Genomic DNA, 22246 nt, shown 5'->3' with positions numbered 1-22246 from the left:
ACCTATTACCAGGATGAAGCGGGGGTGTCCGGGTGCCGCGGATCACGCAGAAGGACATCGCGCGTCTCGCGGGAGTCAGCCAGACGACGGTGTCGTTCGTGCTCAACGACAAGGGCGAGCAGCTCGCCCGGGTCCCGGAGGCGACGCGGGCGCGGATCCTCAAGGCGATCCAGGAGACGGGGTACGTCGCCGACCCCATCGCGCGCCGCCTCAAGCAGGTCGGCACCGGCATGATCGGCGTCTACACCTACGAGAGCCTGTTCCCGCTCGACCGCGAGGACTTCTTCCACCCGTTCCTCGCCGGCATCGAGGAGGAGGCGCAGAACCGCGACATCGACCTCCTCCTGCTGACCAGCGGTCGCGTCGGCGGCCGTCGCGGCGGCCTCAGCGGCGGCACCACCCGGCTGCGCCTGGCCGACTCCTGCATCCTCCTCGGGCAGCGCATGCCCCGCGAGGAGCTCGAGTTCCTCAACGCGAGCGGCTTCTCCTTCGTCAGCATCGGCCGCCGCGACGACGCCGGCGGGCCCGTGCCCTACGTGGCCGCCGACTACGCGTCGATCGTCCGCGAGCTGATCTCCTGCGCGCGCGCCCTCGGCCACACCCGCTTCGCCTACGCCGGCCACGGCGAGGGTGTCGAGTCGTACACCGACCGCATGGCCGGCGCGCGGGCCGAGCTCGGCGACGGCTTCCTCCACCTCGTGCCGGGGCCGGAGGCGTCGCCGCGGGAGTGGATCCGCCGGATCGCCGCCGAGGGCGTCACGGTCGTCCTCGCCGAGCAGGAGGAGCAGTTCGTCCTCCTGCAGGAGGCCGCCGAGGCCGAGGGGGTGGCGGTGCCGGGCGACCTGTCGCTGGTGTCGCTCTCCGGATCGGCCGACCGCACCGGCTGGCAGGCCGGCTTCGAGCTGCCCCGGCGCGACATGGGCCGCCGCGCCGTGCAGATCCTCATCGAGGGCGACCCCGCGCGACGGGAGCAGCAGCTCCTCCGCTGCACGCTCGTCGACGGCGCCTCCCTGGCCGCGGCCCCGGCCTGACCGCTCAGTCTGAACGGCCGGGCTCAGCCCGAGTGGTGGCGCCCGATGGGCAGCACCAGCGGCGTCCGCGAGACCGGGTCCTCGATCACGCGCGACTCCATCCCGAACACCGCGCGCACCGTCTCCGGCGTCACCACCTCGGCGGGCGTGCCCGAGGCGTACAGGGCGCCGTCGCGCACGGCGACGAGGTGGTCGGCGTAGCGGGCGGCGAGGTTGAGGTCGTGCAGCACGATCACGATGGTCGTCCCGCGCGAGCGGTTGAGGTCGGTGAGCAGGTCGAGCACCTCGACCTGGTGCGACACGTCGAGGTAGGTCGTCGGCTCGTCCAGGAGGAGCACGTCGGTCCGCTGGGCGAGGGCCATCGCGATCCACACCCGCTGGCGCTGCCCGCCCGAGAGCTCGTCCACGGGGCGGTCGGCGAGCTCGAGCGTGCCGGTGTCGCGCAGCGCCTCCTCGACGATCGCGTCGTCGTCCGATCCGGAGCCGCGGCCGAAGAGGCCCCGGTGCGGGTAGCGGCCCCGGGCGACCAGGTCCGAGACGGCGATCCCCTCCGGCGCGATCGGGGTCTGCGGCAGCAGCCCCACCTGCTGCGCGACCTGGCGCGTCGGGAGCCGGTGGATCGCGCGCCCGTCGAGCAGGACACTCCCCGAGCGCGGGGTGATCAGCCGCGCCATCGCGCGCAGGAGCGTCGACTTGCCGCAGGCGTTCGCGCCGACGATCACCGTGATCCGGCCGGGCGGCACGGCGAGCGAGAGCCCGTCGACCACGACGCGCTCGTCGTAGGCGAGGGTGACCGCGTCGGCGGCGAGGGTGGGCGGGGCGTCGGTCACAGGGAGCCTCCGGAGCGGTTGCGGCGGGCGAGGAGCCAGAGCAGGAAGGGCGCGCCGAGGGCGCCGGTGACGACGCCGACCGGGAAGCGCGCGCCCGAGAACAGCGCGCCGACGACGTACTGGGCGAGCAGGTCGGCGGCGAGCACTACGACCGCGCCGACCAGGGCGGAGGGGATCAGCAGCGTGCGCGCGCTCGGCAGGATCCGCCGCGCGATCGGCCCCGAGACGAAGGCGACGAACGCGATCGGGCCGGTGGCGGCGGTCGCGACGGCCACGAGGCCGACTCCGACCGCGAGCAGGGCCAGCCGGCTGCGCCGCACGTCGAGTCCGAGCGCGGTCGCCGACTCGTCGCCGAGCTGCAGCACGCCGAGCCGGCCCGAGAGCAGCAGCGCCAGCGGCACCAGCACGAGCATCGTCAGCGCGAGCGGCGGGACGGAGGGCCAGGCGGCCGAGTTGAGGCTGCCGGTCAGCCAGCGCAGCGACTCCTGGACGTCCTCGAAGTCGGCGCGGGTCTGCACATAGGCGATCACGCTCTGGAACATCGCCGCGACGCCGATGCCGATGAGGATCAGCCGCGCCCCGATCACTCCGCCGCCCTCGGCCAGCCCGGCGATGATCAGGGCTGTCGCGAGCCCGGCCGCGACCGCGATCACCGAGACCGCGCCGCCCGAGAGCCCGAAGAACGCGATCGCGACGACGGCCGCCGCGCTCGCCCCCGACGTGATGCCGATGATGTCGGGGCTGGCGAGGGCGTTGCGCAGCATCGTCTGGAAGATCACGCCGCCCATCCCGAAGCCCACGCCCACCAGGACGGCCGTGATGGTGCGCGGCAGCCGCAGCGTGCCCACGGTGAAGGAGGCGCCCGGCACGGTCTCGCCGAGGATCACGCGGACGACCTCCGGCACCGAGTAGACCGTGCTGCCGACCGTGAGCGAGACGACGACGAGCGCCAGCGCGAGCACCGCGAGGACCGCGCAGCCGATGACCGTGCGTTGACGGCGCAGCGTGCGGCCGGCCGCGATGCCGACCGCGGCGGGCGCCTCCGCGGTCCTCACAGCGCCCGCACCTTCGAGCGGCGCACGATCGCGATGAGCACCGGGGCGCCGATCAGCGCGGTCACGATGCCCACCTCGACGTCGCTCGGCCGGGCGACCACGCGGCCGACCACGTCGGCGACGAGCAGCAGCAGGGCGCCGAGCAGAGCGGAGGAGGGCAGCAGCCAGGCGTGCGCGGGGCCGGTGACGCGGCGGGCGAGGTGCGGGACGACCAGGCCGATGAATCCGATCGGTCCGGCGATCGCGGTCGCGGCGCCGCAGAGCAGCACGGCCGCGAGCCCCGCGACCAGGCGGATGCGCCCCACGCGCCGGCCGAGGCCGGTCGCCAGGTCGTCGCCGAGCGCCAGGGCGTCGAGCCCTCGCGCGCTGGAGAGGGCCAGCACCGCGCCGACCGCGAGGAACGGGAGGACCTGCAGGATGCTCGCGGTCTCGGCGCCGCCGACTCCGCCGACCTGCCAGAAGCGGAAGCGGTTCAGCGTGGTCTCCTGGGTGAGCAGGACCGCGCTGATGAGGGAGGTGAGCGCGGCGGCGGTGGCGGCTCCGGCGAGGGCGAGCTTCAGCGGAGTGGCGCCCTCGCGGCCGAGCGAGGCGACCGCGTAGACGAACGCCCCGGCGGCGGCGGCTCCGAGGAACGCGAGCCAGATGAACTGCGGCAGGCTCGTCGCGCCGACCCCGGCGATCCCGAGCACGACCGCGAGCGAGGCGCCCGAGTTGAGGCCGAGGATGCCCGGATCGGCGAGCGGGTTGCGGGTCAGGCCCTGCATCACGGCTCCGGCGAGCCCGAGCGCGGCGCCGACCAGGATCGCGAGGACCGTCCGCGGCACCCGCCCCTGCACCGCCGCGTCGACGATGGACGCCGGATCGGGCGAGGTCAGCGCCGGCCAGACCTCGCCGAGCGGGATCTCGCGGGAGCCGTACACGAGCGAGAGGACCGACGCGACGGCCAGCGCGACGAGGGCGACCGCCAGCGCGGTCGCCCTCGTCTTCCGGGTGGGTGCGGTGCGGGTCACGACACCTTGTCGGCGGCCGCGGCGAGGCCGGCGGTGTACTCGTCGAGCACCCACGGGATGCTGAGCAGGTTCGGCGACGAGGTGGCCATGGCGGCGGAGGAGCCGTCCTCCAGCACGTAGACGGAGCCGCGCTCGACGGCCGGGATCTTGGAGAGCAGCGGGTCGGCCTGCAGTGCGGCGAGGGTCGTGTCGTCGCCGTAGACGACGAGCACGTCGGCGTCGAGCTGGTCGGCGTTCTCGGAGCTGATGGTGCCGCTGAACGCCTCCGAGTCGCCGGAGAGCTCGACGACGCTCGGGGCGACGTCGAGCCCGAGGTCCTCGACGAACTTCACGCGCGCGTCGTTCGGCGTGTAGTAGGTGAAGGTGCTCGCGTCGGTCGGGTCGTACCAGCCGTACATGAACGTGGTGCCCGCGAGCTGCGGGTAGGACGCGGTGGTCTGCGTGATGTCGCTCTCGATCTCGCCGACCTTCGCGACGGCCTCGTCCTCGAGGCCCAGCGCGGCGCCGTCGAGCTTCGCGGAGTCCTGCCAGGTCGTGCCCCAGGGCAGGCCCGGGTAGGCGACGGTGGGTGCGATCTGGCTGAGGGTGTCGTAGTCCTGCCGGGTGATGCCGGAGTAGGCCGAGAGGATCACGGTCGGGCTGAGGTCCGAGATCGCCTCGAAGGGCACGCCGTCGGTCTCGTCGAACAGGGTCGGGGTCTCGGCGCCGGAGGCGTCGAGCGCCTCCTTCGTCCACACCAGCAGGCCGTCGCCGTCCTCGTCGCCGTAGGAGGCGCGGGTGAAGCCGACCGGGGTCACGCCCAGCGCGAGCGCCACGTCCTGATTGGTCCAGCTCGTCGCGACGACGCGGTCGGCCGACTCGACGGTGGTGCTGCCGAAGGCGTGGTCGACGGTGACGGGGAAGCCCTCGCTGCTCTCGGCGGCGCTGCTCTCGGACGTGCCCTCGGAGCCGGCGTCGGCTCCTCCCGAGCAGGCGGTGAGCAGCAGCGCGGCGAGGCCGAGCGAGGCGACGGCGGTCAGGCGGAGGGGGGTGCGAGTGGCGGGCACGGCGATCCTTCGAAGGGGGTGGTGGGGGTTGCGAAGGTTAACCTAACCTAACCGCCTGGACGGGGCCAGTGGCCGGGCGGATCAGCGGTCCGGTCGCGCCTCCGCGGCCGCGTCGATCCGTCGTCCGCGGCCCGTGCCCGCCGCCGGGACGGGCCGCTGCTGACGGATCGATCGCGGGTGCGGCCCAGCGGGAGCATCGTTAGCGTGGAGGTCCGCGCCGATCGCCGGCGCCGAGGGGAGCCCCATGGATCAGACCGTCGAGATCGACGCCCGGGCGGAGGCCCTGCGCGCCGACCCCGAGAGCTTCGCCGCGATGGACGCGCTCTGGCGCAGCGTCTACGCCCTGCCGATGTGGTGCTTCATCGCGCGGGGGCCGGACGACGCGCCCATCCCCTTCGTCGGCGGCCTGGAGTCGGGGCCGATGGTCTTCGCCTTCACCACGGGGGAGCGCGCCCGCGCCGGGGCGCTGCACGCCGGCCTCTCCGACGAGGACGCGTCGCGCGTGCTGAAGGTGCCGATGCCGGCTGCGCTCGAGTGGATCGCGGCGATGGGGTCCTCCGGAGTCGCGGGAGTGGTCTTCGACCTGCCCCGCTTCGGGTACTTCGCGCCCCTCCAGAACCTGCTGCCGATGCGCGACTTCATGGCGGCGAACCCGCCGGCCTGAGCCCTGCCCCGTCGAGACCAGCGGATTCGCCGATACCAGCTGATCCGCCGGGTGTCGCCGCCCCGAACTGGTCACTGGACGACACCCGAGGATGGTGGGCCGGAGGCGCGCCCGTCCTCCGAGGACGAGGCCGGGAGACGCCGATGGGGAAGCTGCACTACGACGGATCGGTCGAGATCGACGTCGAGGACCGGGTGCTCGCCCACCTGCAGATCGTCCTCACCGCGAAGCTGCGCCGGGGGGAGTCGTGCCTGCTCACCTGGCGCGACGAGAACGGGATGAGCGACGGCCGCAGCGCGATCTGGCTGCACCCCTCGCACACGCTCCGCTACACCTACGCCGGCGGCCGCATGCCCCGCATCAACCCCGCCTGGATCTCGGCGCTCACCGATCTCGCGAACTCCGCCGGCGGCCTCCGCTTCGTCCCCGAGCCGCCGGAGCCCGTGCATCCCCCCGGCGGGAGCGCTCGCCGGTGACCGGCGGCCGGCCCCGTGCCCGGCCTCGGGCTCAGCAGCCGGAGTCGGCGGCGTCCGCGTCGAGCGCCGCCGCGGTGCCGAGCGCGATCAGCGACTGATCCGTCGCGACCGCGACCCTCGGGAAGCCGAGCGCTCGCAGCAGCCCGGCGCGCTCGCGGTCGCCCGCGTAGGCCCCGGCACCCTTGCCCGCGCGCCGGGCCGCCGCGGCGATCCTCGGCAGCGGGTCGTCCGGTCCGTCCGCGGCGAGCAGGTCGGACAGGTCCCGTCCGAGGCCGATCGCGAGGTCGAACGGGCCGACGAAGACTCCGCTCACGCCCGGCACCGCGAGAATCCGATCGACGGCGTCGAGGCCGGCCTGCGTCTCGATCATGACCCAGAGCGCGGTGCGCGCCTCGGCGGCCGACGGGGGAGCGGCGCCCCAGAGATCGGACATCGGCCCCCAGCTGCGGCGGCCGAGCGGCGGGTAGTGCGCGGCGCGGACGGCCGCGAGCGCCTCCTCGACCGTCTCGATCATCGGGACGACCACGACGTCCGCTCCGGCGTCGAGCGCCCTGCCGATCAGCGCGTCGGAGAGCCCGGCGACCCGGACGCCGACGGGCGGCCTCCCGCTCACGACGCCGAGCGCGCGCAGGGAGGCGAGGACCGCGGCGTCGTCGAACGCGCCGTGCTGCGCGTCCAGGCACAGCCACGCGGGCCCGCCGCGAGCGATCTGCGCGACCGTCAGCGGCTCCCCGAGCCGGCACCACACCCCGTCGGCCCGTCCGTCTCCGAGAACCCGTTCCGCATCCACGGGTCCGATCCTCGCGCACGGGGCGCCGCCTAGGCGAGGACCGCCAGTGCCGTCGACAGGATCCCGAGGACGACCCCCGCCCCGAGCAGGATCAGGCCGGTCAGGCGCAGCGCCCGCACCGCGTCGCTCCACCGGTGCAGGCGGATGCGGTGCGGATCCTCCTCGCGGTAGTGCACCTCCCGCTGGTCCGACCGCGTCGGCGTCAGCGGGTCCCCGGCGGACAGCGGACGCGATCGCACCTCGCCGGCCCGGGTCACCCAGTGCAGCGCGAGGGGCGGACCCTCCTCGAGGTAGGCGGTCGTCGTCAGCCAGCGTCCGTCGATCAGCGCCGCGACGAACGCGGCGAGCAGGAACAGCACGCCGAGGGGGAGGGTGACCAGCGAGAGGGCCTCGGAGATCGTCTCCAGCATGCAGCGTCCCTCCGACCGGATCCGGTGCTGAGCGTACCGAGTCGGCGGCCGGCGCGTCCGCAGTGGGACGCGCCCCGCCGCCGAGCCCGCGGGCCTCAGCCCCAGGCGACCTCGAGGTCGACGACGAACGTCACTCCGAAGCGGTCGCGCAGCATCCCGTAGAGGGGCGACCAGGCCGCCGGGGCCAGGGGCACGACGACCGCCGCCCCCTCCGAGAGGCCGTCCCAGAGGCGGTGCAGCTCGTCGGCGTCGGAGCCGCGCAGCGACACGAACACCGGGATCGTGCCCGGGTCGTAAGCCGTGTGCGCGGGGACGTCGTACGCCATGACGCGGAAGCCGGCCTCGGAGACGACCTGGCCCCACATCAGCTGGTCGGCCTCGTCGGGCGAGGTGACAGCGTTCGCGTCCGCGTAGGACATCGCGTCGACCCGGCCTCCCGTGACCGAGGCGTAGAACTCCAGTGCCTCGCGGGCCTGTCCGCGGAAGTTGAGGTGGGTCGTCGTGGTGATGCTCATGGTGCGCTCCTCGCAGTCGTGCCGGGCCGATCACCCGGTGCCCCGACGCTCCCAGGAGAAGAGGACGGCGACGGTCCTCTTCTCGGAATACCCTCGGGACGTGCCCACGACGACCGAGCGGCTCCTCCTGCTCCTCTCCCTCCTGCAGACCCGCCGCGACTGGCCGGGCGGAGTGCTCGCCGAGCGCCTGGGGATCGCGCCGCGCACGGTGCGTCGCGACGTCGACCGACTCCGCACGATGGGCTACCGGATCGACGCGGCGAAGGGCCCCGACGGCGGGTACCGGCTCGAGGCCGGCGCCGAGCTCCCGCCGCTGCTCTTCGACGACGAGCAGGTGCTCGCCCTCACCGCCGCCCTGCGCGCGCCGATCGCGGGGCTCGAGGAGGCGTCGGCCCGGGCGCTGGCGACGGTGCGGCAGGTCCTGCCCGCCCGGCTCCGGCCCCGAGCGGATGCGCTGCGCTTCACGGTCGCGGCCGCGCCGGCCCCCGCAGTCCCTCCGCGGCGGCTGGTCGCGGTCGCGGCGGCCGTCCGGGCCTCGGAGGTGCTCCGCTTCGCGTACGCGGAGGCGGTGCGCCGCGTCGAGCCCCACCACCTGGTCGCGCGTCAGGGCCGCTGGTACCTCATCGGCTTCGACCTCGACCGCGACGACTGGCGGGTGTTCCGCGTGGACCGGCTCGAGCCGCGCTCGCCCCGCGGCGCCCGCTTCCGCCGCCGGATGCTGCCGGGCGGGAGTCCCGCCGAGTTCCTGGAGGCGCGGTTCCGCGGTGGAGCGCCCGGGGAGGGGTGGCCGTGCCGCGGCTCGGTGGTGCTGGAGGCGCCCGCCGCCGAGGTCCTGCCCTACGCGAGCGACGGGGAGGTGGAGGACCTCGGCGACGCGGGCTGCCGACTCGCCCTCGGCGCCTGGTCGTGGGAGGCGCTCGCCGCGTCGTTCGGCCGGTTCGACGCTCCGATGGCCGGGGCCGAGCCGCCCGAGCTGGCCGCCGCGTTCCGCGTGCTCGCGGAGCGGTACGCCGCGGCGGGAGCCTGACAGGACCGCGGCGGCCGTCCGGCGCCGCTACTTCACCGAGTACCGGGCGCTCCCCGTGCTGCCGTCCGCCGTCGTGACCGTCAGCGTCCAGCAGGTGCCCCGCTTCGCGGGCACCGTCCACGCCTTCACGTAGCGGTTCGTCGCGGTGTCGTAGCGGAGGCGTCCGGTCAGGGCGGTCGTCGGCGCTCCGGTGAGGACGGCGCCGGTGGTGCAGGAGGTCTGCCTCTGCGTGACGCTGCGCACGTCGGCGAGGGCGGAGTGGCGGAACGTGCCCGCGGACGACGTGGACGTCACCTGGAACGTCATGCCGGTCGCGGCTCCGGCGGCCACGCTCTTCACCGAGGTGCTGAGCCCGCCGATCGTCCACGGGGTCACGGTGTAGGACGAGGTGAGGGTCGAGACGTTGCCCGCCCGGTCGGTCGCGGTCGCCCGGTAGACGTGCGGTCCGACGGAGCGGCCGCCGCCCGTGATCACGCAGTCGCCGGTGAGGCCCGAGAGCGCGTCGTCCGCGAGGCAGCGCGCCTCCGGGAGCACGGTGCCGAAGGGGTAGGACCCCTCGGGCCTCGACGTGAACGAGAGCTGCGGCTTCGTGGTGTCGATGGCGATGCCGCTGCGGGTCGTCGTGGCGCGGTTGCCCGCGTTGTCGACGGCGGTGCCGGTGACGCTCTGGCCGGGGCCCTCGCGCAGGATCCGCGCGGGGGTGCAGCTGCGGATACCGGAGCCGCTGCCGTCGGCGCAGGAGAAGCCGACGGAGACGGGGGAGCGGAACCAGCCCGCGGCGTTCGGAGCCGTCGGCGCGGTCGTCGCGGCGATGGTGGGGACGCCGGTGTCGACGATCCGGTAGGTCGCGGCGGCGGTCGTGGTCAGTCCTCCGGGGTCGGTCCAAGTGCAGGTCGCCGTGCGGGTGCCGAGGCCGTTCACGAGCGTGCCGGTGACGACGGCCTCCTCGCTGAACGTTCCGCTCTCCGCATCCGTGATCGCGCAGGCGGCCCTCGGCTCCGAGCCCTTCTCGTAGGAGGCGCCGTCGGTGGCGTAGGCGACCGTCACGACGGGCGGGGTGTTCGCGGGGACCACGGTGACCGTGTGCGGCACGCCGGCCGTGGTGCCGTACGCGTTCCGCGCGCTCACCGTGAAGGTGGAGTCGCCTGCGGTGGTCGGCCTGCCCGAGACGACGCCCTCCGGCGAGAGGGCCACCCCCGCGGGAAGGGCGCCGGACGAGACCTCGAAGGTCGCAGCCGGGCCGGACGCCGTGAAGGTCGCGGAGTAGCGGGTCCCGGTCTTGACGAGCGTCTCGGCGGTGTCGGCGGTGAGGGTCGGCAGCGGGCCGATCGCGAAGGCGTGGTTGAAGCCGACCGCGATGCCGGTGGCGCCCGTGATCCCGGCCGGGACGTCCAGCTCCGTGTCGCCGTCGGGGTGCAGGGAGACGACGGTGCCGTCGGACGTCAGCAGGACGCTGAAGCCGATGCCGGCGGCGATCGCGGTGATGCCGCCGAGATCGGCGGGGACCCGCGGCAAGCCGGAGTCGGCGGGGTCGCCCCAGGTGACGACGGTGCCGTCCCGCTTCAGGGCGAGGCTGTGGGAGTAGCTGGCCGACACGGCGACGACGTCGCGGAGCCCTGCCGGGGCGGTGTACGCGCCCCTGTCGTCGCCGCCCCACGCCACGACCGTCCCGTCGGCGCGCAGCGCGAGGCTGTTCCAGCCGCCCGCGGCGATCGCGACCACTCCGGAGAGACCCGCCGGCACGTCGGTCGCTCCGAACTGATCGGAGCCCCAGGCCGCCACGGTCCCGTCGCCCCGCAGAGCGAGTGTGTGGTAGCTGCCCGCGGCGACGGCGGTCACGCCGCCGAGTCCGGCCGGGACGTCGGTCTGGCCCTGACGGTCGTCGCCCCACGCGACGACCGTCCCCTCCATCGTGAGGGCGATGCTGTGGAGGTACCCGGTCGAGATCGCGGTCACCTCGCGGAGCCCGGCCGGCACGTCCCGCTCGCCCTCCAGATCCGCGCCCCAGGCCTCGACGGTGCCGTCGGTGTGGAGCGCGAGGGTGTGGCTGTAGCTGCTCGCGACGTCCGTGAGGTCGGACATGCCCGCCGGCACGTCCCACTCCCCGTTGAGGTAGCGCCCCCAGGCGGCGACGCCGTTGGCGAGGTGGTCGTTCCCGACCGGCACCGGGTCCGGCTCGGCGGAGGCGAGGGGAGCCGCGGTGCCGGCGAGCAGGGCGACGGTCGCGGTCAGAGCGAGCAGAGTGCGGCGCAGACCCGCGGCGGTGCGGGCGGGGCGCGGAGAAGCGGGGTCGGTCACGGGCTCACGCTAGGGGCCGGCTCTCCTCCGCGGCGGGGGCGGGGGCGCCCTGTAGCGGACATGTCCTCTAGAGGGCGGAGCGCCGCTTCTCCAGGGCGGAGCCCGGGCCCTCCAGGGCGGAGCCTGGCCCCTCGGGGCCCGCGGCGGAAGGGCTTGCCCGGATCCGCGGCGGGCGATTGGCTGGAGGGCAGGAGAGAGAGGTGTCACCATGACGCAGACCTTCCCCGCCTGGTTGCGGGATCAGCAGAAGAGGGACGACGAGGTCGGCCGCTTCGCGCAGGCCTTCGGCGGTCGCGACGACCTGCCCGAGCACGGCGGCCGCGCGATCTACGACGGCTACTTCGCCAGCGAGCCCGAGTCGGCGCAGGCCGATCTGGACCGCGCCTGGATGGAGTTCGAGGCGCACCCCGAGCCGTCCGCCACGTCCGACGAGCCGGAGGGACTCCGATGAGCGACCAGACCCCGAGCCCCGTCGAGGACCCGGACGACCAGTCCGACAAGCCGTCGCAGGCCGAGGGCGAGGACGAGCGCGACACCCCGCACGAGGTCCTGCCCGCCGAGGGCAAGCCCTCGAAGGCCGAGGGCTGAGCCGACGCACTCCCCGGAGGGGCGCATCCTGCAGAGGGTGCGCCCCTCCGTCGCGTCAGCGCCCGGTGACCGCCAGCAGCTCGTGCGCCGCGGCGCTGTCCGGGTAGCGGGAGAGCACGCGCTCCAGATCGCGCCGAGCCGGAGCCGTGCGCCCGTCCGAGAGGAGCGTGCTCGCGCGCTCGAGCAGCGCCTCCGCCCGCAGCTCCACGGGCCGCGCACTGGTGACGGTCGGGCGCACCACCCGGTCGAACGCCTCGAGGGCGCCCTCGATCAGGCCGAGCTCGCGAAGAGCGACGCCGCGGCGGATGAGCACCGCGGCGGAGGCGGCGTCCACGTTCTCGACGGGCGCCGAGAACTCGGCCACGTCGCTCCAGCGTCGGCGGGCGGAGTAGAGGGAGGCGAGCGTCGACGCCGCGAGGGTCGACGGCTCCAGGGTCTCGACCGCCACGACCGCCGCGGCCGGATCCATCGGTGCTGCCAGCTCGGCGTAGAGCAGGCGCAGCGCCGGGGCGTCGAGCGGCACCTCCACGTCGAGGCCGCCGCTCAGCGGCAGGCGGACGGTCAGCGCGATCCCGTAGCGGCGGAGGAAGGAGTCGGCCGACGGGTCGTAGCGGATGCGCACCAGCCAGCCGGTGAGCCGCAGAGCGCGATCGTCGTCCGCGGAGTGCAGGGCGTCGCGGACGAGCTCGACGACGGCCGCGAGGCGCGAGCCCTCGGGGGAGCCGGTGGTCGCCTCGTGCAGGTCCTCCGCCGGCGCCCCGGCGCGCACGAGCCGGAGCAGGGGCGCCTCCCACGCCGGAGCGAGGGCGGAGGGGCGCACGAGACCCGGCCCGCCGGGCATGCTGAGCCAACCGGACAGCCGGGAGCGGTGGTCCTCGGGGGAGAGCGGGTCGCCGGCCGCCCGGAGCCGGGGGCGCGCGAGGGCACGGAGCTCACCGCTCCGCCGGAAGCCGACTGCCACGGCCGATCCCCCTCCGCGTGCGACGGCGGCTGAGGACCGTCGATCCGCCGAGTCTACGGCGTCGCGCCCCGCCGTCACCCCCGAACGGGGAGCGACGCGCTGGCGGCGATCCCCCGCCTCCCGTCGTCGCCCCCGGCGCTGTCAGGCGCCGATCGAGCCCGCCGTGCGCAGCGGCATCACGTCGGGCTTCTCGGCGGTGCTCGCGATCGTCACGACCGCCTTCTCCTCGTTCGAGCGGAGCACGGCGTCCATGATCTCGAGCACGTGCAGGGCCACGCGGCCGGAGGCGCGGTGCGGGCGGTCCTCCGCGATCGCCTCCGCGAGGTCGGCCAGTCCCACTCCGCGACCGGTGTCGATCACGCCGGCGGAGTCGGGGACGACCCGCCAGTCCTCGTCGCGGACGGCGACCTCGACCGGGTCCGAGAACATGTTCGGATCCGGGACCGAGATGGTGCCCTCGGTGCCGTAGACCTCGAACTTCGGGGCCCGGCTGCGCCAGACCTCGAAGCTCACGGTGACGGTGGTGGTGACTCCGCTCGCGTGCTCGAGCAGCGCGGTGATGTGCGTGTCGATCGTCACCTCGATCGGCGTGCCCGCCTTCGGCCCGGTCTCGATCGTGCGCGGGCGGTCGGAGCGGGTGGCCAGGCCCGTGACGCGGACGACCGGCCCGAAGAAGTGCACGAGCGCCGTCAGGTAGTACGGGCCCATGTCCAGCAGCGGGCCGCCGCCGGGCTGGTAGTAGAACTCGGGCGCCGGGTGCCAGCGCTCGTGGCCGGGCGCGGCCCAGTGCACCTGCGCGGCGATCGGGGTGCCGATCGCTCCGGAGTCGAGGGTGAGGCGCGCGGTCTGCACGCCGGTCCCGAGCACCGTGTCCGGGGCGCTCGCGAAGCGCAGGCCCAGCTCGTCCGCGAGGTCGAGCATCGGCGCGGCCTCGGCCGGGTTCAGCCCGAGCGGCTTCTCGGCGAAGACGTGCTTGCCCGCCTTCAAGGCGCGGGTGCCGATCTCGACGTGCGCCGCCGGGATGGTGAGGTTCAGCACCGCGTCGATCTCCGGGTCGTCGATCAGTGCGTCGACGGTGAGGGCGCGGACGCCCTGCTCGTCGGCGACCTGCTGCGCCCGCTCCTGGTTCAGGTCGGCGACCGCGACGAGGCGGAGGCCGGGGAAGGTCGGGAGGTTCGCGAGGTACTGCTCGCTGATCTTCCCGACGCCGATGATGCCGACTCTCAGCGGGACGCCCACAGCATTCCCCTCTCGATGATCGTGCGGACGTTGTCGTCCTGGAGGATCTCGACGCGGTGGCCCGGCGTCGAGACGAAGATGCGGCCCTCGCCCCAGAGGCGGGTCCAGATCGCGGGGGAGGTGATGGGGCGCTTCCACGGGTCCCACGGGCGGACGGCCTGCGTGGTCGTGGCGAGCACGTCGTTGTAGTCGTCGTGCAGCACCCAGTACTGCTCCGTGACCAGCTCGAAGTCGGAGATGCCCTGCGTGATCGGGTGGTCGGCGGCGAGGGCCGTCATCTCGATCGTGTGCGGCATGTAGTTGTCCGACTGCTCGCCGGTGCGCTCGTCCGGGTGCTTGCCGGGGTGCGAGGCGAACTGGCCGCCGATCAGCTGCAGGTAGTCGGAGTTGTCGCGGTAGGAGTCGGCGATCCCGCCGTGCCAGCCGGCGAGGCCTGTGCCGCGCTCGACCGCCGCGCGGAGGCCCAGGAACTCCTCCCACTGGATGGAGGTCATCGTGTTCGACTGCACGATCAGGTCGACCGTCCGCATGTAGGCCTCGTCGGCGTACACGGCGGTCGACTCCTCGACGCGCACGTCGTAGCCGTTGTCGCGGAGGAACGGCAGGAACAGCTCGGTCGCCTCGACCGGTTGGTGGCCGTCCCAGCCCCCTCGGACGACGAGGGCCGTCTTGCCGGGAGTGGTCGGGGAGTGGTCGGTCATCGTCGTCCTCACGTGCGGGCGGATCGCTCCGCGGTTCGTCATCGAACAGGACTTGCGCAACTTCTGCGCGGGAGCCCCGGCGTCCGACCATCATGCACCGCGGTTCCCGGCGGGAGCAAGCCGTCCTGCCGCAGGGCTAGTTGCGAAAGTCGGCATCCGCTACGGTGAGCACATGCCCGACCACGACGACGTCTCCGGAGCGACCACCCGCCCGACCATGGCGCTCATCGCCGAGCGCGCCGGGACGAGCGTCCCCACCGTCTCGAAGGTGCTCAACGGCGGCACCGACGTCTCGGAGGCGACTCGTCTGCGCGTGATGGAGGCGGCGCACGCGCTCGGCTACCGCCGCCGTCCGCGTCTGCGCCCGCCGGTCGAGGATCCGCACTCCGCCCAGATCGTCGACGTCGTCGTCGGCCACATCGGCGGCACCTGGATCGGACCGGTCCTCGAGGGGATCGAGGCCGAGGCGTCCGCCGCCGGGGTCGACCTGGTGCTCACCCGCGCCCGCGACGACGGCGCCTGGATCAGCCGCCTCCTCCGCCGCCCCTCGCTCGGCGCCATCGTGGTGCTGGTCAACGTCTCGGCCGCGCAGCTGCACCTGCTGACCACCGCCGAGCTGCCCGTCGTCGTCGTCGACCCCAGCACGCGGCCGCCGGCCGACGTCGCGAGCGTCGGCGCGACCAACTGGGACGGGGGCCGCATGGCCGCCGAGCACCTGCTCGACGCCGGCCACACCCGCTTCGGCGTCCTCGGCGGCACCCGCACCCAGCTCTACAGCAGCGCCCGGATCGACGGCTTCACCACCGCGCTCCGCGCCGCCGGCGCCGAGGATCCGCGCGTCGCCTACTGCGACTGGGACCGCGAGCTGGCCCGCGAGGCCGCCGGGCTGATGCTCGCCGAGCCGGACGCGCCGACCGCCTTCTTCGCCTGCTCCGACGTGATGGCGCTCGGCGTCTACGAGGCCGCCGACGACGCCGGCCTCCGCATCCCCCGCGACCTCAGCGTCATCGGCTTCGACGACGTCGAGGAGTCGGCCTGGGCGACCCCGCCGATGACCACGATCCAGCAGCCCATCGGCGAGATGGGCGCCATCGCCTTCCGCATGCTGCACCAGGCGCACCGGTCGGCGACCCCGCTCGCCTCGGGAGCCTCGGCCACCCGCATGGAGCTGGAGACGCGGCTGATCCGCCGCGCCTCCGTCGCGCCCGTGCGCGTCTAGCGCCGCCCGCGGGATCGATGCGTCACGATCGGCCCCTCTCCCGCGCCCGTGACGACCGTTCGTGACGCATCGACCCCGGCGGGCGCCGCGGTCGGTGGCGACCCGGGTCGCACCGCCTATGCTGCCCGGATGCGCAGCGCGACCGGGGGGATGGTGGTCGCGTCGTTCGTCTCGCGGATCCTCGGGTTCGTCCGGCTGGCGCTCCTGGTCGTGGCGGTCGGCGGCACGAGCGCGTCGGTCGGCGGGCAGGTGTTCGAGGTCGCGAACTCCGCGCCCACCTACCTGTACGGGCTCATCGCGGGCGGGGTGCTCGGCGCGGTGCTCGTGCCGCAGATGGTCCGGGCGCGGGCCGACGGACCGGAGGGCGTGCGGACCCTCGAGCGGCTGCTCACCGTGTGCCTCGGCGGAGCGGCGCTCCTCACGGCCGCCTGCACGCTCGCGGCGCCGCTGATCGTCGGGCTCTACGCCGGGGGCTGGTCGGCCGACTGGGCTCTGCTCGCCACCCAGATGGCCTACTGGTGCCTGCCGCAGATCTTCTTCTACATCGTCTTCGCCGTCTTCTCGCAGCTGCTCAACTCCGCCGAGAAGTACGGGCCGGGCGCGTGGGCGCCCGCCTGCGCGAACGTGATCTCGGTGCTCGGGATCGCGGTGTTCCTCCTGATCCACCCCGAGGCGGCGTCGACACCCGCCGACGAGTGGACGCCGGAGATGGTGGCGCTCCTGTGCGGCACTGCCACTGCGGCGATCGTGGTGCAGGGGGTGATCGCGGTCGCGTTCTCGCGGTCCGTCGGCGTCCGCCTGCGGCCGCGCTTCGGCGTCGCCGGGCTCGGCGGAGTGTCGCGGGACGCGGTCTGGGTGTTCCTCGGCGCCCTCGTCGCAGAGGTGTCGTACATCGTCGTCTCGAACGCGGCGACGGCGGCCGGCCAGGCCATGAACCGCGCCGGCGTCGACGGGCCGAGCCTCAACTCCTTCTCGAGCGCGCAGCTGCTGCTCCTGCTGCCGCACGGCATCCTGGTCGTCTCCGTCGCCACGGCGATGTTCACGCCGCTCAGCCGGGACCTGCACCGCGGCGATCGGGCGGCCGCGGCGGTGAACCTCCGACGGACCGAGGACGCGGTGCTCGCCGTCACTCTGCTCGCGACGCTCCTGTTCGTCGCGGCGGCGCCACTGCTCACGCAGCTCGTCTTCGGCACACCGGTGATCGGCGGAGTCCTGCAGCTGCTCGCCCTGAGCCTGGTCGGCTTCAGCCAGACCTACGTCCTCAACCGGGCGATGTTCGCGCTGGGTCGGGCCCGCGACTCGCTGGCGACCCAGGTCGTCTCGGCCGTCGGCGTCGCGGCGGGGGCGCTCGTCGGCGGGCTCCTCCTGCCTGCCGAACTCGTCGTGCCGGCGATCGCGGGCGGCACCGCCCTCGGGACCACGGCCGCGTGGGCCCTCGCCCACTGGCTGGTCCGGCGCCGGATCGGCGTCGTGCCGCAGCCGACCCGGGACCGCCGCGCCGCTCTCGTCGCGGCGCTGGTCGCAGCCTGCGCGTCGGTGCCGCTCGGCCTGCTGCTCGCCGTGCCCCCCGACCGCCTCGCGGCCGGCGCCGTGCTGCTGCCGGTCGGACTCGCGATCACCGCCCTGTTCGTGGTCGTGCACCGGGTCGTCGGCGGGCGCTGGCTCTGGTCGCTGGTGCTCGCGCCGCTCTGAGGGGCTGCGCGTGCGGTCCCGCAGCCCCGACCCTCAGTGCCCCGCGCCGAGATTCCCGGCGAGGCGGCCGTGCATCCGGGTGGAGGCGTCGTTCATGCCCGCGATCACGGCGCGGGTGCCGTGGCGCTCGTACTTGGTCGTGACGGCGTCCAGCGCGGCGACGGTCGAGGCGTCCCAGATGTGGGAGCCGGAGAGGTCGATCACGACGTGCGCAGGGTCCTCCGCGTAGGAGAACTGCGTGGTGAGGTCGTTGCTGGAGGCGAAGAACAGCTCGCCGGTGACCGTGTAGTGGGCCGTCGATCCGTCGGCCGAGAGGGTGCGCTCGACGGTGGCGAAGTGGGCGACCCGGCGGGCGAAGACGACCATGGCGGCCAGGACGCCGATGACGACTCCGATCGCCAGGTTGTGGGTGAGGACGACCACGACGACCGTGGCGATCATGACGACCGTCTCGCCCACGGGCATCCGCTTCAGGGTCGACGGGCGGATGCTGTGCCAGTCGAAGGTCGCCACCGAGACCATCACCATCACCGCGACCAGCGCGGCCATCGGGATGATCGCGACGAGGTCGCCGAGCGCGACGACGAGGATCAGGAGGAACACGCCGGCGAGGAAGGTCGAGATGCGGGTGCGCGCGCCGGACGCCTTCACGTTGATCATCGTCTGGCCGATCATCGCGCAGCCGCCCATGCCGCCGAACAGGCCGGAGAGCACGTTCGCGGCGCCCTGCCCGAGCGACTCGCGGGTCTTGCGGGAGGGGGTGTCGGTGATGTCGTCGACGAGCTTCGCGGTCATCAGCGACTCCAGGAGTCCGACGAGCGCCATCGCGACGGCGTACGGCGCGATGGTCGTGAAGGTCTCCCAGGTCAGCGGTACGTTCGGCAGGAACAGCTCGGGGAGGCTGCGGGGCAGCTCGCCCTGATCGCCCACGGTGGGGACGGCGACCGCCGTCACGACGACCGCCGCGGTGATGAGGACGATGGCGACGAGAGGCGCCGGAACGGCCTTCGTCAGGCGCGGCATCACGACCATGATCACGATGCCGACGGCGACCAGCGGGTAGACCAGCCAGGGCACGCCGATCAGGTTGGGGATCTGCGCCGAGAAGATCAGGATCGCCAGCGCGTTCACGAAGCCGACCATCACGCTGCGGGGGATGAAGCGCATGAGCTTCGCCACTCCGAGCAGCCCGAGCACGATCTGGAGCACGCCCGCGAGGATCACCGTCGCGATGAAGTAGTCCATCCCGTAGTCGCGGGCGACGGGGGCGATCACCAGGGCGACGGCGCCGGTGGCGGCGGTGATCATCGCGGGGCGGCCGCCGAGGAACGCGATCGACACGGCCATCACGAACGACGAGAAGAGGCCGACCCGCGGATCCACGCCCGCGATGATCGAGAACGAGATCGCCTCGGGGATGAGCGCGAGCGCGACCACGAGGCCGGCGAGGACCTCGCGGGTCAGGATGCGGGGGGTGCGCAGCGCCGTCATCACGGTGGGCTCGGCGTGCGGGCGGGCAGGGGTCTTCGAGGCGAGGGCCATCGCGGCGGCTCCAGGGAGTGGGAGGGGTGCTCGACGAGGAGCGCGGAGGGCTGCGGCATCGGGTCGGCGGAAGCGGGCGGGGATGCCAAGCTTGCAGAGGCGTGTCAGCAGCACGGGCAACCCTACCCTCACGTAAGGGTAGATCTGAAGGGGTGAGCAGGATCGGCACCATGCACATCGGCGAGCTCGCCGAGCGGACCGGCCTCTCGCTCCGGACCCTGCGCCACTACGACGAGATCGGCCTCGTGAAGGCGTCCGGCCGCACCGAGGGCGGCTTCCGCCTCTACACGTCCACCGACTACGACCGCCTGATCCTCATCCGCCGCATGAAGCCGCTCGGCTTCTCGCTGGAGGAGATGGCCGCGCTGCTCCGCGTGATCGACACCCTCGAGGCCGAGGGTGACGACGCGCCGGCCGAGGTCCGCGCGCAGCTCGACGCCTTCGTCGCGCAGGCCCGCGAGCGCCGCGAGGCGCTGAGCGCCCAGCTCGCGATGGCCGACGAGTTCGTCGAGCTGCTCACCAGCCGCTGAGCCCGGCCGCCGAGCCCCGCCGCCCGGCCGCCTGCGCGATCGATGCGTCGCGAACGGCTCCCGTTCGCCTCCGATGATGACCCTTCGCGACGCATCGGATCCCCGGGAGCGCGGGAGAGCCGCTCAGGTCGCGCTCGCGTCGGGGAGCTGCTCCGGGCAGTCGCCGCCCGGCTCGGTGGCGAGCTCGAAGTGCCAGATCTCGTTCGCGTAGATCTGGCAGAGCCCGTAGTCGGTGCCGTGCTGCGCGAGCCAGCTGTCCGCGTCCGTGTAGCCGATGTCGACCGCGCCGCCGGTGAGGTGGGCGGAGGAGGTGACGGATGCGACGCGGCCGCCGCGGCCTGACGGCGGCTCTCAGCCGCGCGGACCGCGGGCCAGCAGGGCGTGCAGCAGCGGCAGTGCCGACGCGATCATCAGCACCGTGCCGAAGCCGCTGTCGTCCGGGCGCACGACGGCGCCCGCGATCAGCAGGCCCGCGAACAGCACGGCCGAGATCACGCGGCGGACGGTGCCCTCGAGCCGGTTCAGCCGGCGCTCGATGGTGGGGACGGTGACCGCGAGCTCGCCGTCGTCGAGGGTCGTGACGAGCTCGTCGAGTCGGCGCGGCAGGCGCCAGATCAGGCCGAGCGTGTCGACGGCCTGCTTGCCGACGTCCTGCACGACGGAGCCGCGCTCCTCGCGGATCAGCTGCTGCGCGTAGGGCTCGACCGAGTCCCACAGGTTGAAGGCCGGGTCGAGCGCGCTGCAGACGCCCGAGGTCAGCGACATCGCGCGGATGACGAGCAGGAAGTTCTCGGGGAGCTGGAACGGCAGCGCGCGCACCACGTCGCCGAACTGCACGGCGAAGTCGCGGAACTCGCGCGGATCCACCTCCCGCAGCTCGGCGAAGCCCATGCCGCCGAAGCGGGCGAAGAGCTGCGTGAGCGCCCGCTCCAGCTCGCGGGAGTCGGCCGAGGGGAGGAGGACGCCGACCGCTCGGGCCGCGTCGACGAGCCCCTTGCCGTCGCGGGAGGCGGCGGCGATCAGCATCCGGCGCAGGCCCGCGCGGGTGCTCGGCGGCACCTCGCCCATCATCCCGAAGTCGATGAAGGTGAGGCGCCAGGGCAGCTCGCCCCCGGGGGTCGGCGTGACGAAGACGTTGCCGGGGTGCGGATCCGCGTGGAAGTAGCCGTTGGTGAAGAGCTGGTCGAACATCACGGCCGCGAAGACCGGAGCGACCTCCCGCGGGTCGATCCCGGCGGCCAGTAGCGCGGCGTGGTCGGTGATCTTGATCGCGGTGACGTCCTCGAGCGTGAGGACCTTGCGGGTCGAGCGCTCCCAGACCACGTCCGGGACGGCCACCCGGGCGTCGCCCGCGAAGTCCGCGGCGAAGCGGACGGAGTTGGCCGCCTCCTGCAGATAGTCGATCTCCTCGAGGCTGGTGACCGCGAACTCCTCGACGAGCGCCGGGGCGTCGACGCGGTCCGAGACCAGGCGAACGTGACTGAGCCAGCCGCCGACGCGGCGCAGAGCCGCGAGGTCGACCTCGACGATCTGGTCGATCCCCGGCCGCTGCACCTTCATGATGGCGGCGGAGTAGCCGGTGTCCTCGGCGTCGACGGAGGAGAGCCGGGCGCGGTGGGCCTGCCCGAGCGAGGCGGCGGCGACGGGCGACTCGTCGACTCCGGCGTACGCGCGCTCGAGCGGCAGCCCGAGCTCGGACTCGGCCAGCGCCCGGATCCGCGGGAACGGGACGGGCGGGACCTCGTCCTGCAGCCCCTCCAGCTCGCGGGTGATCTCGGGCGGCAGCACGTCCAGGCGCGACGACATGAACTGGCCGACCTTGATCATCAGGCCGCCGAGGTCGACCGCGAGCACGTGGAAGCTGCGGGCGAAGCGGCGCATCCGGCCGGGCCGGGTGCGGAGCGCGACGCGCGTGAGCCCCACCCGCGGCAGGAGCAGGTCGAAGAACCAGGTGACCGCGAGATGCCACGCGGCGAAGCGGAGGATCCGGCGGTAGCGCCGCCGGTCCTCCCGCTCTCGGTGGCCCGGGGCGGCAGGACCCGGGCTGACCGAGGCCACCCGGGTCAGTCCTGCGCGAGGATCGCGTACAGGCGGCGGCGCACGTCCTCGAGTTCGGCGACGGCCTTGCGGATCTGCTCGGGGGTGCCCGAGCGTCCGACCTGGGCCGCGGCCTGGGCGAGCTCGAGGCCCGCCTTGGGGAGGGCGCCGAAGTCGACGTGGTCGGAGTCGTTCCACGGGGTCGAGGTGCCGTGCTCGGCGACCGTCGCGCGGCCGGCGTCGGTCAGCGTGTAGGTCTTGCGGCCGTTCTGCTCGTCGGCCGTGATGAGGCCCTCGTCCGCGAGGAGCTGGAGGGTCGGGTAGACGGAGCCGGGGCTCGGCTTCCAGTCGCCTCCGCTGCGCTCCTCGATCTCGCGGATGATCTGGTAGCCGTGCATGGGCTGCTCGGCGAGGAGCGCGAGCACCGCGGTGCGCACGTCCCCGCGGCCGACCCGGGAGCCGACGCGCTTCTCCATGCGGGAGCGGGCCTGCTCCATCGCACGCCAGATGCTCTCGATGGGCGTACCGGTGCCGAACGCGCCGGTCGATGACGATCCGTTCATGATGACCTCCTGTTTCTCCGAA

General features: G+C 73.9%; 23 protein-coding genes. 9 read left to right on the top strand and 14 right to left on the bottom strand.

Annotation, left to right across the window (positions count from 1 at the left end; translation table 11 throughout):
• Positions 1-32: 32 nt before the first annotated feature.
• Positions 33-1031 carry a LacI family DNA-binding transcriptional regulator gene (locus tag C5C25_RS14500; protein WP_104227154.1) on the top strand — a complete coding sequence of 333 codons (999 nt, stop codon included), beginning with the start codon at positions 33-35 and terminating at the stop codon, positions 1029-1031.
• A gap of 23 nt (positions 1032-1054) precedes the next feature.
• Here the strand turns inward: C5C25_RS14500 and C5C25_RS14495 are convergent, their stop codons facing one another.
• From C5C25_RS14495 to C5C25_RS14480, 4 genes are read right to left on the bottom strand one after another with little or no spacing between them, the layout of a single operon-like run.
• Positions 1055-1861 carry an ABC transporter ATP-binding protein gene (locus C5C25_RS14495; RefSeq protein ID WP_104224308.1) on the bottom strand — a complete coding sequence of 269 codons (807 nt, stop codon included), beginning with the start codon at positions 1859-1861 and terminating at the stop codon, positions 1055-1057.
• Positions 1858-2916, bottom strand: a complete 1059-nt coding sequence (locus C5C25_RS14490) for an iron chelate uptake ABC transporter family permease subunit (RefSeq protein WP_104251006.1) — start codon at positions 2914-2916, stop codon at positions 1858-1860. Before C5C25_RS14490 ends, C5C25_RS14495 begins: the two co-directional genes overlap by 4 nt.
• Positions 2913-3926, bottom strand: a complete 1014-nt coding sequence (locus C5C25_RS14485; protein WP_104224306.1) for an iron ABC transporter permease — start codon at positions 3924-3926, stop codon at positions 2913-2915. Before C5C25_RS14485 ends, C5C25_RS14490 begins: the two co-directional genes overlap by 4 nt.
• A complete protein-coding gene (locus tag C5C25_RS14480) occupies positions 3923-4972 on the bottom strand; it encodes an iron-siderophore ABC transporter substrate-binding protein (RefSeq protein ID WP_181125670.1) in 1050 nt (349 codons plus the stop codon). The genes C5C25_RS14485 and C5C25_RS14480 overlap by 4 nt, the downstream gene beginning before the upstream one ends.
• Before the next feature lie 244 nt (positions 4973-5216).
• Here C5C25_RS14480 and C5C25_RS14475 point away from each other — a divergent pair, with 244 nt between their 5' ends.
• Positions 5217-5636, top strand: a complete 420-nt coding sequence (locus C5C25_RS14475) for a hypothetical protein (RefSeq protein ID WP_104251005.1) — start codon at positions 5217-5219, stop codon at positions 5634-5636.
• 143 nt (positions 5637-5779) lie between these two features.
• Positions 5780-6112 carry an ATP-dependent DNA ligase gene (locus tag C5C25_RS14470; RefSeq protein ID WP_104224304.1) on the top strand — a complete coding sequence of 111 codons (333 nt, stop codon included), beginning with the start codon at positions 5780-5782 and terminating at the stop codon, positions 6110-6112.
• 31 nt (positions 6113-6143) lie between these two features.
• Here the strand turns inward: C5C25_RS14470 and C5C25_RS16620 are convergent, their stop codons facing one another.
• The 3 genes from C5C25_RS16620 to C5C25_RS14460 all read right to left on the bottom strand — a co-directional run bounded on the left by C5C25_RS16620 (position 6144) and on the right by C5C25_RS14460 (position 7827).
• On the bottom strand, positions 6144-6902 hold the full coding sequence (locus C5C25_RS16620) for an HpcH/HpaI aldolase/citrate lyase family protein (protein ID WP_181027211.1): 759 nt from the start codon (positions 6900-6902) through the stop codon (positions 6144-6146).
• A 29-nt stretch (positions 6903-6931) separates the two neighbouring features.
• Positions 6932-7312 carry a hypothetical protein gene (locus tag C5C25_RS16615; RefSeq protein ID WP_104267914.1) on the bottom strand — a complete coding sequence of 127 codons (381 nt, stop codon included), beginning with the start codon at positions 7310-7312 and terminating at the stop codon, positions 6932-6934.
• A gap of 95 nt (positions 7313-7407) precedes the next feature.
• Positions 7408-7827 (bottom strand): VOC family protein, encoded by a 420-nt coding sequence (locus tag C5C25_RS14460; RefSeq protein ID WP_104251003.1) that lies wholly within the window; start codon positions 7825-7827, stop codon positions 7408-7410.
• A gap of 100 nt (positions 7828-7927) precedes the next feature.
• Here C5C25_RS14460 and C5C25_RS14455 point away from each other — a divergent pair, with 100 nt between their 5' ends.
• Positions 7928-8854, top strand: coding sequence for a YafY family protein (locus C5C25_RS14455; RefSeq protein WP_258069428.1), 927 nt, complete (start codon positions 7928-7930; stop codon positions 8852-8854).
• Between the two features lie 27 nt (positions 8855-8881).
• On the opposite strand, the gene C5C25_RS14450 is transcribed toward C5C25_RS14455, so the two are convergent.
• Positions 8882-11152: a PxKF domain-containing protein gene (locus C5C25_RS14450; protein ID WP_104251002.1), complete on the bottom strand. Its 2271-nt coding sequence runs from the start codon at positions 11150-11152 to the stop codon at positions 8882-8884.
• 208 nt (positions 11153-11360) lie between these two features.
• Between C5C25_RS14450 and C5C25_RS14445 the strand changes: the two genes are divergently transcribed.
• Together C5C25_RS14445 and C5C25_RS16610 are read left to right on the top strand one after the other, a co-directional pair.
• Positions 11361-11603, top strand: coding sequence for a hypothetical protein (locus tag C5C25_RS14445; protein WP_104227148.1), 243 nt, complete (start codon positions 11361-11363; stop codon positions 11601-11603).
• Positions 11600-11740, top strand: a complete 141-nt coding sequence (locus C5C25_RS16610; protein WP_159940045.1) for a hypothetical protein — start codon at positions 11600-11602, stop codon at positions 11738-11740. Before C5C25_RS14445 ends, C5C25_RS16610 begins: the two co-directional genes overlap by 4 nt.
• A 55-nt stretch (positions 11741-11795) precedes the next feature.
• Here C5C25_RS16610 and C5C25_RS14440 read toward each other — a convergent pair whose 3' ends face one another.
• From C5C25_RS14440 to C5C25_RS14430, 3 genes are all read right to left on the bottom strand, one after another.
• Positions 11796-12701, bottom strand: coding sequence for a tol-pal system YbgF family protein (locus C5C25_RS14440; protein WP_104251001.1), 906 nt, complete (start codon positions 12699-12701; stop codon positions 11796-11798).
• Between the two features lie 141 nt (positions 12702-12842).
• Positions 12843-13940 carry a Gfo/Idh/MocA family protein gene (locus C5C25_RS14435; RefSeq protein ID WP_104251000.1) on the bottom strand — a complete coding sequence of 366 codons (1098 nt, stop codon included), beginning with the start codon at positions 13938-13940 and terminating at the stop codon, positions 12843-12845.
• The gene (locus C5C25_RS14430; protein WP_104224320.1) at positions 13925-14641 is read right to left on the bottom strand and encodes a ThuA domain-containing protein; all 717 of its coding nucleotides are present in this window, start codon (positions 14639-14641) and stop codon (positions 13925-13927) included. The genes C5C25_RS14435 and C5C25_RS14430 overlap by 16 nt, the downstream gene beginning before the upstream one ends.
• 172 nt (positions 14642-14813) lie before the next feature.
• Between C5C25_RS14430 and C5C25_RS14425 the strand changes: the two genes are divergently transcribed.
• The gene (locus tag C5C25_RS14425) at positions 14814-15860 is read left to right on the top strand and encodes a LacI family DNA-binding transcriptional regulator (RefSeq protein WP_104250999.1); all 1047 of its coding nucleotides are present in this window, start codon (positions 14814-14816) and stop codon (positions 15858-15860) included.
• Between the two features lie 129 nt (positions 15861-15989).
• The gene (gene murJ / locus C5C25_RS14420) at positions 15990-17552 is read left to right on the top strand and encodes a murein biosynthesis integral membrane protein MurJ (RefSeq protein WP_104250998.1); all 1563 of its coding nucleotides are present in this window, start codon (positions 15990-15992) and stop codon (positions 17550-17552) included.
• Positions 17553-17585: 33 nt separating this feature from the next.
• Here the strand turns inward: murJ and C5C25_RS14415 are convergent, their stop codons facing one another.
• Positions 17586-19094, bottom strand: a complete 1509-nt coding sequence (locus C5C25_RS14415) for a SulP family inorganic anion transporter (protein ID WP_104224295.1) — start codon at positions 19092-19094, stop codon at positions 17586-17588.
• A gap of 170 nt (positions 19095-19264) precedes the next feature.
• Between C5C25_RS14415 and C5C25_RS14410 the strand changes: the two genes are divergently transcribed.
• Complete coding sequence (locus tag C5C25_RS14410) at positions 19265-19624, top strand: MerR family DNA-binding transcriptional regulator (protein WP_104227142.1); 360 nt, start codon at positions 19265-19267, stop codon at positions 19622-19624.
• A gap of 351 nt (positions 19625-19975) precedes the next feature.
• Here C5C25_RS14410 and C5C25_RS14400 read toward each other — a convergent pair whose 3' ends face one another.
• Both C5C25_RS14400 and C5C25_RS14395 read right to left on the bottom strand, forming a co-directional pair.
• A complete protein-coding gene (locus C5C25_RS14400) occupies positions 19976-21682 on the bottom strand; it encodes an AarF/ABC1/UbiB kinase family protein (RefSeq protein ID WP_104250997.1) in 1707 nt (568 codons plus the stop codon).
• A 5-nt stretch (positions 21683-21687) separates the two neighbouring features.
• Positions 21688-22224, bottom strand: coding sequence for a PadR family transcriptional regulator (locus C5C25_RS14395; protein ID WP_104224292.1), 537 nt, complete (start codon positions 22222-22224; stop codon positions 21688-21690).
• Between the last annotated feature and the right edge of the window lie 22 nt (positions 22225-22246).

Source organism: Rathayibacter sp. AY2B9 (genome assembly GCF_002931595.1).
Taxonomy (GTDB): Bacteria; Actinomycetota; Actinomycetes; order Actinomycetales; family Microbacteriaceae; genus Rathayibacter.
The sequence above is the reverse complement of the archived record's forward strand: the minus strand, read 5'-3'. Positions and strand labels throughout refer to the sequence as shown.

What these genes read in the sequence shown, in the direction of transcription:
- C5C25_RS16615 (WP_104267914.1), bottom strand. Translation starts at nt 7,312, where the DNA reads ATGCTGGAGACGATCTCCGAGGCCCTCTCGCTGGTCACCCTCCCCCTC.
- murJ (WP_104250998.1), top strand. Translation starts at nt 15,990, where the DNA reads ATGCGCAGCGCGACCGGGGGGATGGTGGTCGCGTCGTTCGTCTCGCGG.
- C5C25_RS14445 (WP_104227148.1), top strand. Translation starts at nt 11,361, where the DNA reads ATGACGCAGACCTTCCCCGCCTGGTTGCGGGATCAGCAGAAGAGGGAC.
- C5C25_RS14415 (WP_104224295.1), bottom strand. Translation starts at nt 19,094, where the DNA reads ATGGCCCTCGCCTCGAAGACCCCTGCCCGCCCGCACGCCGAGCCCACC.
- C5C25_RS14430 (WP_104224320.1), bottom strand. Translation starts at nt 14,641, where the DNA reads ATGACCGACCACTCCCCGACCACTCCCGGCAAGACGGCCCTCGTCGTC.
- C5C25_RS14475 (WP_104251005.1), top strand. Translation starts at nt 5,217, where the DNA reads ATGGATCAGACCGTCGAGATCGACGCCCGGGCGGAGGCCCTGCGCGCC.
- C5C25_RS14425 (WP_104250999.1), top strand. Translation starts at nt 14,814, where the DNA reads ATGCCCGACCACGACGACGTCTCCGGAGCGACCACCCGCCCGACCATG.
- C5C25_RS14460 (WP_104251003.1), bottom strand. Translation starts at nt 7,827, where the DNA reads ATGAGCATCACCACGACGACCCACCTCAACTTCCGCGGACAGGCCCGC.
- C5C25_RS14410 (WP_104227142.1), top strand. Translation starts at nt 19,265, where the DNA reads ATGCACATCGGCGAGCTCGCCGAGCGGACCGGCCTCTCGCTCCGGACC.
- C5C25_RS16610 (WP_159940045.1), top strand. Translation starts at nt 11,600, where the DNA reads ATGAGCGACCAGACCCCGAGCCCCGTCGAGGACCCGGACGACCAGTCC.
- C5C25_RS14395 (WP_104224292.1), bottom strand. Translation starts at nt 22,224, where the DNA reads ATGAACGGATCGTCATCGACCGGCGCGTTCGGCACCGGTACGCCCATC.
- C5C25_RS14470 (WP_104224304.1), top strand. Translation starts at nt 5,780, where the DNA reads ATGGGGAAGCTGCACTACGACGGATCGGTCGAGATCGACGTCGAGGAC.